The following is a 12,574-nucleotide window of genomic DNA, read 5'->3' as shown; positions in this document are numbered from 1 at the left end:
TCTCCCGGTAGGGTGGGCCCCGATGACCGCGACGATCCCCGTGCCGACCACGGACCGGTACGCCCGCCTGGCGCGTGGCTGCCGTCCCCGTGGCTGCCGCGCGCCCGCCCGCCGGGTGCACGGGCGCCGGGTGCGCTACGTCATCGGTGACGAGCCCGGGCAGGTGAACGGCCGTCGATGGCAGCGCCCCGCGAGGGGCGCGGGAAACTGCGTGACCGGGAACGACGGTCCCGCGGCCGGCTGACGGAGCCCGCACCCCACGGCGATGAGTGTCTTTCCACCAGCTCACCGTGAGGATGGCGCATGCCCAGCGAGTTCTTCATCCCCGACCCGGAGGGTCGGATCCCCAGTGCCGAGGGCTACTTCGGCGCGTTCGGCGGCAAGTTCATCCCGGAGGCGCTTGTCGCCGCCGTGGACGAGGTCGCCGTCGAGTACGACAAGGCCAAGCACGACCCGGAGTTCGCCCGCGAACTAGACGCCCTCCTGGTCGACTACACCGGCCGCCCGAGCGCGCTCACCGAGGTGCCGCGGTTCGCCGAGCACGCCGGCGGCGCCCGGGTGTTCCTCAAGCGCGAGGACCTCAACCACACCGGCTCCCACAAGATCAACAATGTGCTGGGCCAGGCCCTGCTCACCCGGCGGATGGGCAAGACCCGTGTGACCGCGGAGACGGGCGCCGGCCAGCACGGCGTCGCCACCGCCACCGCCTGCGCGCTGTTCGGCCTCGACTGCACCATCTACATGGGCGAGATCGACACCCGGCGGCAGGCCCTGAACGTGGCCCGCATGCGCATGCTGGGCGCCGAGGTCGTCGCCGTGAAGTCCGGCAGCCGCACCCTGAAGGACGCCATCAACGAGGCGTTCCGGGACTGGGTCGCCAACGTCGACCACACCCATTACCTGTTCGGGACCGTGGCCGGCCCCCACCCGTTCCCCGCGATGGTGCGCGACTTCCACCGCGTGATCGGCGTGGAGGCGCGCCGCCAGCTCCTGGAGCGTGCGGGCCGGCTCCCCGACGCCGCGGTCGCCTGCGTCGGCGGCGGCTCCAACGCCATCGGCCTCTTCCACGCCTTCATCCCGGACACCTCCGTCCGCCTCGTCGGCTGCGAGCCCGCCGGGCACGGCGTCGCCACCGGCGAGCACGCGGCCACCCTCACCGCGGGCGAGCCCGGCATCCTGCACGGCTCCCGCTCCTTCGTGCTCCAGGACGACGAGGGCCAGATCACCGAGCCGTACTCGATCTCGGCCGGCCTCGACTACCCCGGCGTCGGCCCCGAGCACTCCTACCTCAAGGAGTCCGGCCGCGGCGAATACCGCGCGATCACCGACGACGCGGCCATGCAGGCGCTGCGCCTGCTGTCGCGCACCGAGGGCATCATCCCGGCGATCGAGAGCGCCCACGCGCTCGCCGGCGCCCTGGAGGTCGGCCGGGAACTGGGCGCGGACGGGCTGATCGTGGTCAACCTGTCCGGCCGCGGCGACAAGGACATGGACACGGCCGCACGCTACTTCGGCCTGTACGACGGCGACGCGGACGCCGAGGTCGCCGCGGACGCGGACGGCGCGCACGCCGAGATCGAGGGGGACGCCAAGTGAGCGGGAACATCCAGCTGCTGACCGACACGCTGACCGCCGCGAAGGCGGAGGGACGGGCCGCCCTGATCGCCTACCTCCCGGCCGGGTTCCCCACCGTGGACGGCGGCATCGAGGCGATCAAGGCCGTCTTCGACGGCGGCGCCGACGTGGTCGAGGTCGGGCTGCCGCACAGCGACCCGGTCCTGGACGGCCCGGTCATCCAGACCGCCGACGACATCGCGCTGCGCGGCGGCGTCCGGATCGCCGACGTCATGCGCACGGTCCGGGAGGCCCACGAGGCGACCGGGAAGCCCGTCCTCGTCATGACCTACTGGAACCCCATCGACCGCTACGGCGTGGAGCGCTTCACCGCCGAACTGGCGGAGGCGGGCGGCGCGGGCTGCATCCTGCCCGACCTTCCGGTCCAGGAGTCGGCGCTGTGGCGTGAGCACGCCGCGAAGCACGGGCTCGCCACGGTCTTCGTGGTCGCCCCCAGCAGCAAGGACGCCCGGCTCGCGGAGATCACCGCGGCCGGCAGCGGCTTCGTCTACGCCGCCTCGCTGATGGGCGTCACCGGCACCCGCGAGTCCGTCGGCGCGCAGGCCGAGGACCTGGTGCGGCGCACCCGTGCCACCGGCACGGACCTGCCCGTCTGCGTCGGCCTCGGCGTCTCCGACAGCACCCAGGCCGCACAGGTCGCGGGCTTCGCCGACGGAGTGATCGTCGGCTCAGCCTTCGTCAAACGCATCCTGGACGCCCCGGATCCCGCAACCGCAGTCACGTCGGTCCGCGAACTGGCCACCGAACTGTCCCACGGCGTCCGCAACCACCCCTAGACCCCAGCGGCCCCGAAAGGGAGCACATGGCGCCCCCGGGCCCCACCAGCGCCCCGAAAGGGGCGCGGGGAACTGCGCGCCCAGCCACAATGGCGCCGCAGCCGAACGATGACAGTCGGCCGGTGTTTTGCCGCGGAGCGCCCGGCGGGGAACGGCGCGACCAGCCACAACGGCGCCGCAGACAAATGACGGCCGTGGTACCCCGCCCCACCCGCGGAGCGACCGTCACTCGAACGGGTGGACCTCGGACCCGGCAGGCGCGCAGCGCCTGCCCGGTTCGTTCTGGGGGTGTGAGCGAGAAGAATCGTGACGGAAAGCGCACCGCCCGCGAGCGCCTGGCGGTCGAGCGAGAGAAGCAGAAGTCCGCGGAGAAGCGACGCCGCGCGCTGATCGTGGGCGCGACCGTGATCTGCGTGCTCGGGCTCGCCGCGGTGATCGGCGTGGTCGCCGCGAACGCCGGCAAGGACAAGAGCAGTGCCGGCGCGGGCCCGGTCGTGGCGCCCTCCGGCGCGCAGGGCAAGGACGGCCTCGCCATCCCGGTCGGCAAGGACGGCGCCAAGTCCACGCTCACGGTGTGGGAGGACTTCCGCTGCCCGGCCTGCCAGGCGTTCGAGATGGCGTACCGCCCCACGCTTCATGAACTGGCCGACGCCGGCAAGCTCAGAATCGAGTACCACCTGGTCACGCTCATCGACGGCAACCTGGGCGGCAGCGGTTCCCGGCGCTCGGCCAACGCGGCGGCCTGCGCGCAGGACGCCGGAAAGTTCCGCGAGTACCACGACGTGCTGTACGCGAACCAGCCCAAGGAGACGGACGACGCCTTCTCCAGCGATGACAAGCTGATCGAGCTGGCGGGCAAGGTGAACGGCCTGGACACGCCCGAGTTCCAGAAGTGTGTCAGAGACGGCACGCACAACAGCTGGGTGGCGAAGTCCAACAAGGCATTCCAGGCGGGCGGTTTCTCCGGCACGCCGACCGTCCTGCTGAACGGCAAGAACATCTACCAGGACCAGACGCTGACCCCGGACAAGCTCAAGCAGATGGTGGAGGCTGCCAACAAGGGGTGAGTGATTCTCACGCCCCTGTTATGGACCCGTAGCCGGGCCGACTGCCGTGTGCCCGACCCGGCACGGTAGCGTCGACCCTGCCATGGAACTTGCCTACATTCCCAGCCCGTCGCGCGGGGTGCTGCACCTCGGCCCGATTCCGCTGCGCGGCTACGCGTTCTGCATCATCATCGGCGTGTTCGTTGCCGTCTGGCTAGGCAACAAGCGCTGGATCGCCCGCGGCGGCCGTTCGGGCACGGTGGCCGACATCGCCGTCTGGGCGGTGCCGTTCGGCCTCGTCGGCGGTCGGCTCTACCACGTGATCACGGACTACGAGCTGTACTTCAGCGAGGGCCGTGACTGGGTGGACGCCTTCAAGGTGTGGGAGGGCGGGCTCGGCATCTGGGGCGCGATCGCGCTCGGCGCACTGGGTGCCTGGATCGGCGCCCGGCGCCGGGGCATCCCGATGCCCGCGTACGCCGACGCCGTCGCCCCCGGCATCGCCCTGGCGCAGGCGATCGGCCGCTGGGGCAACTGGTTCAACCAGGAGCTGTACGGGCGGGAGACGGACCTCCCCTGGGCGGTGCACATCACCTCCTCCTCGGGCGGCCGGGTGCCGGGCTACTACCACCCGACGTTCCTGTACGAGTCCCTGTGGTGCATCGGCGTCGCCGTCCTGGTGATCTGGGCCGACCGGCGCTTCAAGCTGGGCCATGGCCGGGTGTTCGCCCTGTATGTCGCCGCGTACTGCGCGGGCCGGGCCTGGATCGAGTACATGCGTGTAGACGACGCCCACCATGTCCTGGGCCTGCGGCTCAACGACTGGACCGCGTTGCTCGTCTTCGTGCTGGCGGTGGTGTACATCGTCGTGTCGGCGAAGAAGCGGCCCGGCCGGGAGGCCGTGGTGGAGCCGGCCGCCGAGGGCGTGACCCCCGGCACGGACACCGGGACCGAGACCGCGTCCGACGACGAGGCGAAGGACAAGGCGAAGGACGAGCTGCCGGACCCGGCGCCGGACGGGGCGCGGGCCGAGGCCGGGGCCGCCGGGGGCCCCGAGGGCCGGGCCGAGAACGGGGAGATCGCCGGGAGCGCCGAGGCTTCGGAAACGAAGGACGAGGCGGAGTCGGCCAAGAAGAGCTGACCCGCGGCCGTACGACGGTGAGGGCGCCCCGGATCGCGGGGCGCCCTCGCCGTGTCTCAGGGCCTGCGGGCCACCAGGGACAGCGTCCGCCGGGCCGCCGCCACCACGGCCGCGTCGATGAACCGGCCGTCCGGCAGCGCCTGGGCGCCGCGCTCCGTCGTCGCCGCCTTCACGATCGTCTCGGCCTGGTCCAGCTCCGCCTCCGTGGGCAGATAGGCGCGCTCGATGATGGGCAGCTGGCGCGGGTGGATGGCGGCCCGGCCGAGAAAGCCGAGGGCGCGGCCGTGGGCGCAGGAGGCGGCGAGCCCGTCCAGATCGCGGATGTCGGGGTGGACCGACTGGGGCGGCGGCGCGAGACCGGCCGCCCGCGCGGCGACCACGACCCGGGAGCGGCACCAGTCGAGGCCCGCGTCATCGCGTACGCCCAGGTCGGCCCGGAGGTCCGCCTCGCCGAGCGAGATGCCCCGCAGGGCCGGGTGGGCGGCGGCGATGGCGTGGGCGCGCTCGATGCCCAGGGCGGTTTCGAGGAGGGCGTACAGCCGGTGCCCCGTGATGCCGGCGGCGCGCACCACCTCGTCGGCGGAGGTCACCTTCGGCAGCCGTACCCCGGACACGCCCGGCAGCCCGGCCACCGCCCGCAGATCGGCGGCGGCCCACGGGCCCTCCGTGCCGTTGACCCGGACGTGCACCCGTACCGGCTGCGGCTCGGACAGCAGGTCGACGGTGGCCGCGCGGGCGTACTCCTTGCGGTCCGGGGCGACCGCGTCCTCCAGGTCGATCACCACCACGTCCGCGCCGCAGGCCAGCGCCTTGGCCACCACGTGCGGGCGGTCGCCCGGGACATACAGCCAGGTGAGCGGGAACGGGATCACAGGGCACCCTCCTCGCGCAGGGCGCGCAGCTCCGCCGGGGTCAGGCCCAGCTCGGTCAGGACGGCCTCCGTGTCCGCGCCGTGCGGGCGGCCAGCCCAGCGGATCGCGCCGGGGGTGGCGGAGAGCCGGAAGAGGACGTTCTGCATGCGCAGCGGGCCCAGTTCCGGGTCGTCGACGGTGGCGATGGTGCCCAGGGCCGCGTACTGGGGGTCGGACATGACGTCACGCACGTCCTGGACCGGCGCCACCGCGGCCTCCGCCTTCTCGAAGGCGGAGATCACCTCGTCGCGGGTGCGGCCGGCGATCCAGCGGCCGACGGCCGCGTCGAGGACGTCGGCGTGCGCCGCGCGTCCGGCGCCGGTCGCGAACCAGGGCTCGCCGATCAGGTCCGGGCGGCCGACCAGGTCCATGACGCGTTCGGCGACCGACTGCGCGGAGGTGGAGACGGCGACCCAGCTGCCGTCGGCCGTGCGGTAGGTGTTGCGCGGGGCGTTGTTCTGGGAGCGGTTGCCGGTGCGCGGCTGGACGTGGCCCAACTGGTCGTACCAGATGGGCTGGGGGCCGAGGACGGTCAGGATCGGTTCGATGATGGCCATGTCGACCACCTGGCCCGCGCCGGTGTGCTCCCGGGCGGCCAGTGCCGTCATCACCGCGTACGCCGTGGCCAGGGCGGCGATGGAGTCGGCGAGACCGAAGGGCGGCAGCGTCGGGGGCGCGTCCGGCTCGCCGGTGATCGCGGCGAAGCCGCTCATCGCCTCGGCGAGGGTGCCGAAGCCGGGGCGGCGCGCGTACGGCCCGAACTGGCCGAAGGCGGTGACCCGGGTGAGCACGAGGCGCGGGTTGACGGCGGACAGCTCCTGCCAGCCCAGGTCCCACTTCTCCAGCGTGCCGGGCCGGAAGTTCTCGATCACCACATCGGCGGTGGCGGCCAGCCGCAGCAAAGTGGCACGGCCGCCGGGCTTGGACAGGTCCAGGGTGACGGCGCGCTTGTTGCGGCCGAGCAGCTTCCACCACAGGCCGACGCCGTCCTTGGCGGGACCGTGGCCGCGCGACGGGTCGGGTTTCGCCGGGTGTTCGACCTTGATGACCTCGGCGCCGAAGTCACCGAGCAGGGTGGCGGCGAGCGGTCCGGCGAAGAGGGTGGCGAGATCGAGGACGCGCAGACCGTCCAGGGGCCGGGTGGCGTTCATCCGGCGTGCGGGGCCTCGTACGGGACGAGGCCGGTGGTCGGGTCCCTGTGCAGGGCGAGGCCGGTGGTCGGGGCCTCGTGCGGGCCGGGGCCGGTGGTCGCGCTGTCGGGTGCGGTGGGGGTCATGGGCGGGTCGCCTCCAGGTGGGTGAGCTGGGCGAGGGTGTCGAAGCCGGTGCCGTCGAAACCGGTGACGGAGGTGGCGAGGCGGTTCTTGAGGGGGGCCGTCCAGCGGTCGGGCAGGGCGGCGGGGGTGCCGGCGAGGAGGCCGGCGATGCTGCCGGCGGTGGCCCCGTTGGAGTCGGTGTCCCAGCCGCCCGACACGGCGCGGCAGATGGAGCCGGTGAAGTCGCCGTCCGCGTGGGTGAGGGCGGCGGCGATCAGGGCGGTGTTGGGAAGGGCGTGGACCCAGTGGTAGGTGGCGGACCAGCGGGCGTGCAACGCGTCCACGACCTGGTCGAAGTCGGTGTGTTCGGCGGCCAGCAGGACGGCGTGGTCCAGGGCCTGCGCCAGTCGGGAGCCGGGCGGCACCACCGTGCGGCCGGCGCGCAGGCAGGCGTGCACGTCGAGGGTTCCGGTGGCCGCGGCGGCGATGGTGGCCGCGATGAACATCGCCGCGTAGACGCCGTTGGCGGTGTGGCTGAGCACGGCGTCGCGGTGGGCCTGTTCCGCGGCGGCGCCCGGGTCGCCGGGGTTGGTCCAGCCGTGCACATCGGCGCGGATGAGGGCGCCGATCCACTCGCGGAACGGGTTGCGGTGGCGGGCCGTGTGCGGGGGTTCGATGCCGGCGAGGAGGTTGCGGTAGGCGATGCGCTCGGCGGTGAAGGTGCGGCCGGCGGGGAGTTCGTCGAGCCAGAGCCCGGCCAGTTCGACGGTGCTGAAGGCCCTGCCGTGCCGACGGAGCAACAGGAGGTTCAGCAGCGGGTAGTTGAGATCGTCGTCCTCGGGCATGCCGTCGATGTTCTCGGCGAGCGAGGTGCCGGCGGAGCGGCGGTTCCAGGGGTGGGCCGCCTTGAGGTCGTCGGGGACCCCGCGGGCCGTGAAGTACCCGGCGAGCGGCCAGTTGCCGGTGGACCGGGCGAGCCGGCGGATGCCGTCGAGGGACACCTTCTCGACCGGCTTGCCCAGCAGACAGCCCACGGCCCGCCCCAACCACGCCGCTTCGAACCGGAGCGGGGTCAGGGCCGTACGGACGCCACCGCCCCTGGACCCGCCGTCACCCGGACCCCGCATGCCTGCGGCGCCGGAGGACCCGTGGCCGGAGGACCCGTGGCCGGGGAGCCCGTGGCCGGGGGACCCGTGGGCCGGAAATCCGCCCTCGGGCAACCCGCTGTCCGAGAAGCCGTGTTCGGCGAACCTGCGATCCCGGAATCCGCGGTCCGGCGACCGGTGACCCGTCGGTCCACCGCCCGTCGGTCCGCTGCCTGCCGCCCCGGCGCTCGGTGATCCGGGGTGCCGTGCAGCGGGGTTCGTCGGGTGACGGGCCATCAACTCGGTGGCTGCTGGGAGGGGTTCGGTCGGCCAGTGGGGGCACAGAGTCTTGATCCCGGTCAGGTCGGTCGGTTCCCGGTCGGCCGAGGTGCTGGGCAGGTCGGCCAGTTCGTCCAGCAGGTCCTCCGCGAGCAGCCGCAGATACCGCGACGCCGGCCGCGGGGAGGCACCGGCCCGCACCGGCGCGGCACCGCCGCCCGCCGCCGTCCACCGCGCCTCGATCGCCGCAGGCTCGCGTCCGTCCTGCCGCGCCTGGCGAAGCTCGTGGGCCACCAGGTCCTCCGGCTGGACCCAGGTCAGCCGGAGCATTCCGGACCCCCGAGTGCGGCGAACGCCCGCTCGTGGGCCCGGCGCCGTCCGACGTCCCGCGCGAAGACCTCCCGTGCGACCTCGGTGAGCGTCCGGGCCGGCGCCCACAGGTCCAGCCGGCTCGCCTCCGCCACGGTCTTGGACCAGTCCTCCGGCACGGGCGAGCCGAGGGCGCCGGCCAGCGCGCCCGCCATCGTCGCGATCGAGTCGCAGTCGCGGCCGTAGTTGACCGAGCCCAGCACCGCCTGCCGGTAGTCGCCGTCGGCCACCAGCAGCATGCCGAGCGCGATCGGAAGTTCCTCGATCGAGTGCAGCCGGGACGGGCGGCGGGCGCCGAGCGACGGGGCCCGGTAGTCGGGGCCGACCGTGTCGTAGGGTGCCACCGCCTCCCGCAGCGGGACCAGCGCCGACTCGATGTCGCGGTGTCGGCCGGCCACCGCGCAGACCTCCTCGATCGCCGCCCGGGTGCCGTCCTTCGCCAGCGACAGGCAGGTGGCCACCACCGACCGGGGGCTCGCGCCGGGTGCCGCGGCCGCCGCCACCGCCGCGGCGAAGACCCCGGCCGCCTCACGGCCGTACGAGGACTGGTGCGCGCCCGCGACGTCCAGCGCCTCGGCGTACGCGCCCGCCGGGTTGGCCGCGTTGACCAGGCCGACGGGGGCCATGTACATCGCCGCCCCGCAGTTGACGATATTGCCGGTGCCCGCCTCCCGGGGGTCCACATGGCCGTACGCCAGCCGGGCCACCAGCCACTTCTCCGCCAGGAAGATCCGGTGCAGCGGCAGCGCCTCCGCCTCCAGTTCGGGGATCCAGCGCGGGTTGGTCATCAGATCCGGGACCAGGTGGTCGGCGACGGCGTAGGCGTCCAGGTGGTCCCGGACCCGCGCGTACACCCGGACCAGCGCATGGGTCATCAGGGTGTCGTCGGTGACGTGCCCGTCGCCCTTGTGGTACGGCGCGATGGGGCGGGCGGTGCGCCAGTCGTCGCCGTGCCAGGGGCCGACGACGCCGTGCACACGGCCACCGTGGCGTTCGAGGATCTGGTCGGGCGAGTAGCCCTCGACGGGGCCGCCGAGCGCGTCTCCGACGGCGGCGCCGACGAGCGCCCCGGTGATCCGCTCATGCAGACCGGGGCTGCCGATTTCATCTGCTGTGGGCGTCATGCCCCGCATCATCCCCCTGGCGCGGCCGGTTGCGCGGCTTCCAGGAGTCCGGCGAGTTCGACCAGGTCGGTGCCGGTGAGGCGGGGGAGCGCACAGCCGGAGAGGGTGCGGCAGGCGTCCCGCCACGCGCCCGGCACGGCCGCGCCGCCGCCCAGCGCCCCGGTCAGCGCGCCCGCCAGCGCGGGGGCCGAGTCGGCGACCCGGGACAGGCAGGCCGCGGCGGGCACGGCCTCGGCGATCCGGCCCCGTGCGGCGCTGGCCAGGGCGAGGGCGACCGGGACCGTCTCGGCGGCGGCGATGCCGTAGCTGTAGACGTGGTCGACGATCTGGTGCTCCAGGAGGGGGATCAGGGCGAAGGCGGTCCCGGTGTCCTGGGCGAGGGCCAGCGCGTGGCGGGCGTTGCGGCCGATCTCCGTGGTCGCGGGCAGCTCGCCGAGTGCCGCCGTCACACAGGCGTCCACGTCCGCGCCGGCGAGCGCCAGGGCGAGGGCCGCGGCCATCGCCCTGGCGCCGTGTACCCCGTCGCCGTCCTGGGTGTAGCGGGCGTCGAACTCGGCCAGTTCGGCGGCGCGCCGGGCATCGCCGCGGTGGGCGACGGCGAGCACGCAGGCGCGCACGCAGGCCGCGTCGTCGAAGTAGTGCGGGTTGTCGTGGCCGGTGGCGGGCGGGCGCAGCCCGGTGGCGAGGTTGCCGAGGCCGGCCCGGACCGAGATCCGGGCGCGCAGCGGCAGCACCGCGGACTCGACCTCCGGGGCGCGCTCGGCCGCGGCGGCGACCTCGGAGGCGACGGCGCTCCAGGTGAGGTCGATGGCGGCCCGGGTGCGGCGGTCCCGGCTCAGGTCCCCGAGCGCGCTGTCGTCGCCGGCGCGCAGCACCGCCTCGGCCGCGAACACCGCCCACTCGGCGTCGTCGGAGGGGCCGAGGCGCAGCGGCTCCGGGGGCTGGTTGAGCGCGATCGGCACGGGCAGCGTGGTCGTCGCGTTCTGCTCGGCGAAGGTGTCCAGCTCGCGGGTGAGCCGCCGTGTCCACTCGGGCATCCGGGCGGCACGGTGGCGCGCCGCCGGCCATCCGGCGGCGTCCCCCGCGGCCAGCCCGAGCAGCAGCCCCTCGATCCTGCGGCTCACGGCCGCACCGTGCCCTGCTCGACCGCCGCACACGCGGCGGGCACACAGGCCGCGGTGTCGGCGGGCGGTACCGCCGCCGGGTGGGCCTCGCCGCGTACGGTGTCCGCCGCGAGCCCTTCCGCGGCCTGTACCCCGGCCTGTGCGACGAGGTCGCGCAGCGCACCGGGCGGGACCTGCGGCAGCGCCGGCCCGCCCGCCCCCGGCCCGCCCGTCCCCCGGCCCGGGAACTCCGCTGTGCCCTCGGCCGCGGGTTCCGGTGCTTCCCGGACCAAGGGTTCCGGTGCGCCCTCGACCGGGACTTCCGATGCGCCCTCGACCGCGGGTCCCGTTCCGTCCGGGACGAGGAGTTTCGCCGCCTGCCCGACCAAGGGTTTCGGTGCGTCTTGGACCAGGAGTTCCGATGCGTCCAGGACCGGGAGTTCCGGTGTCTGTCCGGCCAAGGGTTCCGGTGCGTCCCGGACCGGGAGTTCCGGTGCCTGCCTGGCCGCGGGACCCGGCGCTTCCTCGACCAGGAGTTTCGCTGCCTGCCCGAGCAGGAATTCCGGTGCCTGCCCGAGCAGGAGTTCCGGTGTCTCCCGGGCCGGGGGAGCCGGGGCGTGTTCGACCAGGAGGTCCGCCACGTCGAGTACATGGTGGCCCGCCATGGACGGCAGGCAGCTGCCGCGAGCCGGACCGATCGCCGCCGCCCAGTCGGACGGTACGGCGCCGGCGCCCTCGGTCGCGCCGGCCAGCGCGCCCGCCACGGCGGCCGTGGTGTCGGCGTCCCGGCCCATGTTGACCGCCGTCAGGACGGCCCGCCGGAAGTCGCCGTCGGCGGACGCGTACGCCCCGAAGGCGAGGGCCACCGCCTCGGGGGCGAGGTCGGTCCAGGGGTAGCCGCCGACGACGACCGCGGAGCGGACCGCGCGTTCGCCGCGGTGGGCGACGGCGACCGCCCGGCGCAGCGAGCGGGCCGTCCACGAGTCGTCGGGGACGACGGCGAGCGCGGCGGCGACCACCGCGCTGACCGGCGCCCCCGCCATGGCCGCTGCCACCCCGGCGGCCACCGCCTGCCCGCCGTAGATGCCCTCGCCGTCATGGCTGACCGAGCCGTCGATCGCCACCAGCCGGGCCGCCTCGGCGGGGCGGCCCGCAGCGAACACCCCGAAGGGGGCGGCCCGCATCGCGAGGCCGTCGCTCCAGGCGTGGCGGTGCTGCGCGGAGATGGGCGCGGCCAGCCCCCGGCGCAGGTTCTCCAGCGTGCCCCGCTCGCTGAACCCCGCTCCCCGGAAGGGCCCCTCGTGCCGGTTCGCGATCCACTCGTGCCAGGCCGCCTCCGCATGCTCCGGGGTGAGCGCGCAGCCGTGCCGGGCGAGCAGCAGCCCCGAGAAGATCGCGTACTCGGTGTCGTCGGTGCCGGCCGGCCGTTCGACGACGTAGCCCGTGATACGGCCCCAGCGGGCCCGGATCTCCGAGGGCTTCAGGTTCTCCGCCGGGGCTCCGAGCGCGTCTCCCACCGCCAGGCCGAGCAGCGCGCCGCGCGCCCGGTCGCGGAGTTCGGTGGCGTCCCCGGGGGACGGGACCGACGGGATGCGGGCGATCGATGCCATGGGCGGCTCTCTTCGTGGGGCGGCTTTTGCGGATGTCTGCCACCGGAGCGGTCGGCGCGAGCACCGATGGCCTCAGCATCACCCGGTCGACATATGCGCAGCACCCCGCACGTTTGAGCAAAAAAGGTAAAGCCGCAGGTTAGCCCAGCCTTTCCTTGCTGGCGGGACGGAAATCAAAGGCGTAGATTCGCTGTTGTCAAAAAGTAGAACCCGTCCAACTAAGCTCCTGGGGGGACCCCT

At 74.2% G+C, this 12,574-nt stretch carries 11 protein-coding genes and 1 pseudogene; 5 read left to right on the top strand and 7 right to left on the bottom strand.

What is annotated here, in order from left to right:
* The first annotated feature begins 22 nt into the window (after positions 1 to 22).
* From trpM to lgt, 5 genes are all read left to right on the top strand, one after another.
* Positions 23 to 244, top strand: coding sequence for a tryptophan biosynthesis modulator TrpM (trpM, locus tag AC27LF_RS16485; protein ID WP_479657653.1), 222 nt, complete (start codon positions 23 to 25; stop codon positions 242 to 244).
* A 59-nt stretch (positions 245 to 303) separates the two neighbouring features.
* Positions 304 to 1,596, top strand: a complete 1,293-nt coding sequence (trpB, locus tag AC27LF_RS16480) for a tryptophan synthase subunit beta (RefSeq protein ID WP_479657652.1) — start codon at positions 304 to 306, stop codon at positions 1,594 to 1,596.
* The gene (trpA, locus tag AC27LF_RS16475) at positions 1,593 to 2,411 is read left to right on the top strand and encodes a tryptophan synthase subunit alpha (RefSeq protein WP_479657651.1); all 819 of its coding nucleotides are present in this window, start codon (positions 1,593 to 1,595) and stop codon (positions 2,409 to 2,411) included. Before trpB ends, trpA begins: the two co-directional genes overlap by 4 nt.
* Before the next feature lie 290 nt (positions 2,412 to 2,701).
* On the top strand, positions 2,702 to 3,478 hold the full coding sequence (locus AC27LF_RS16470; protein ID WP_479657650.1) for a DsbA family protein: 777 nt from the start codon (positions 2,702 to 2,704) through the stop codon (positions 3,476 to 3,478).
* An 82-nt stretch (positions 3,479 to 3,560) separates the two neighbouring features.
* On the top strand, positions 3,561 to 4,598 hold the full coding sequence (gene lgt, locus AC27LF_RS16465; RefSeq protein WP_479657649.1) for a prolipoprotein diacylglyceryl transferase: 1,038 nt from the start codon (positions 3,561 to 3,563) through the stop codon (positions 4,596 to 4,598).
* Positions 4,599 to 4,654: 56 nt separating this feature from the next.
* On the opposite strand, the gene AC27LF_RS16460 is transcribed toward lgt, so the two are convergent.
* From AC27LF_RS16460 to AC27LF_RS16430, 7 genes and pseudogenes are all read right to left on the bottom strand, one after another.
* Entirely contained in the window at positions 4,655 to 5,470 is an 816-nt protein-coding gene (locus AC27LF_RS16460; RefSeq protein ID WP_479657648.1) for an HpcH/HpaI aldolase/citrate lyase family protein, read from the bottom strand.
* Positions 5,467 to 6,660, bottom strand: coding sequence for a CaiB/BaiF CoA transferase family protein (locus tag AC27LF_RS16455; protein WP_479657647.1), 1,194 nt, complete (start codon positions 6,658 to 6,660; stop codon positions 5,467 to 5,469). Before AC27LF_RS16455 ends, AC27LF_RS16460 begins: the two co-directional genes overlap by 4 nt.
* The gene (locus tag AC27LF_RS16450; RefSeq protein WP_479657646.1) at positions 6,657 to 6,785 is read right to left on the bottom strand and encodes a hypothetical protein; all 129 of its coding nucleotides are present in this window, start codon (positions 6,783 to 6,785) and stop codon (positions 6,657 to 6,659) included. The genes AC27LF_RS16455 and AC27LF_RS16450 overlap by 4 nt, the downstream gene beginning before the upstream one ends.
* Entirely contained in the window at positions 6,782 to 8,458 is a 1,677-nt protein-coding gene (locus tag AC27LF_RS16445) for an ADP-ribosylglycohydrolase family protein (protein ID WP_479657645.1), read from the bottom strand. Before AC27LF_RS16445 ends, AC27LF_RS16450 begins: the two co-directional genes overlap by 4 nt.
* Positions 8,446 to 9,621 carry an ADP-ribosylglycohydrolase family protein gene (locus AC27LF_RS16440; protein WP_479657644.1) on the bottom strand — a complete coding sequence of 392 codons (1,176 nt, stop codon included), beginning with the start codon at positions 9,619 to 9,621 and terminating at the stop codon, positions 8,446 to 8,448. Before AC27LF_RS16440 ends, AC27LF_RS16445 begins: the two co-directional genes overlap by 13 nt.
* An 8-nt stretch (positions 9,622 to 9,629) precedes the next feature.
* Entirely contained in the window at positions 9,630 to 10,745 is a 1,116-nt protein-coding gene (locus AC27LF_RS16435; RefSeq protein ID WP_479657643.1) for an ADP-ribosylglycohydrolase family protein, read from the bottom strand.
* A 602-nt stretch (positions 10,746 to 11,347) separates the two neighbouring features.
* Positions 11,348 to 12,334 (bottom strand): annotated as a pseudogene (locus tag AC27LF_RS16430) (ADP-ribosylglycohydrolase family protein); the annotation flags it as partial.
* Between the last annotated feature and the right edge of the window lie 240 nt (positions 12,335 to 12,574).

Source organism: Streptomyces diversicolor, from assembly GCF_057537855.1.
Note: the sequence above shows the minus strand (reverse complement) of the source record. Positions and strands in the feature narration are given on the sequence as shown.

Bases quoted from the DNA above. Each gene is read 5' to 3' on its own strand.
- trpM (WP_479657653.1), top strand. From the start codon at position 23: ATGACCGCGACGATCCCCGTGCCGACCACGGACCGGTACGCCCGCCTG.
- trpB (WP_479657652.1), top strand. From the start codon at position 304: ATGCCCAGCGAGTTCTTCATCCCCGACCCGGAGGGTCGGATCCCCAGT.
- lgt (WP_479657649.1), top strand. From the start codon at position 3,561: ATGGAACTTGCCTACATTCCCAGCCCGTCGCGCGGGGTGCTGCACCTC.
- AC27LF_RS16455 (WP_479657647.1), bottom strand. From the start codon at position 6,660: ATGAACGCCACCCGGCCCCTGGACGGTCTGCGCGTCCTCGATCTCGCC.
- AC27LF_RS16450 (WP_479657646.1), bottom strand. From the start codon at position 6,785: ATGACCCCCACCGCACCCGACAGCGCGACCACCGGCCCCGGCCCGCAC.
- AC27LF_RS16445 (WP_479657645.1), bottom strand. From the start codon at position 8,458: ATGCTCCGGCTGACCTGGGTCCAGCCGGAGGACCTGGTGGCCCACGAG.
- AC27LF_RS16440 (WP_479657644.1), bottom strand. From the start codon at position 9,621: ATGACGCCCACAGCAGATGAAATCGGCAGCCCCGGTCTGCATGAGCGG.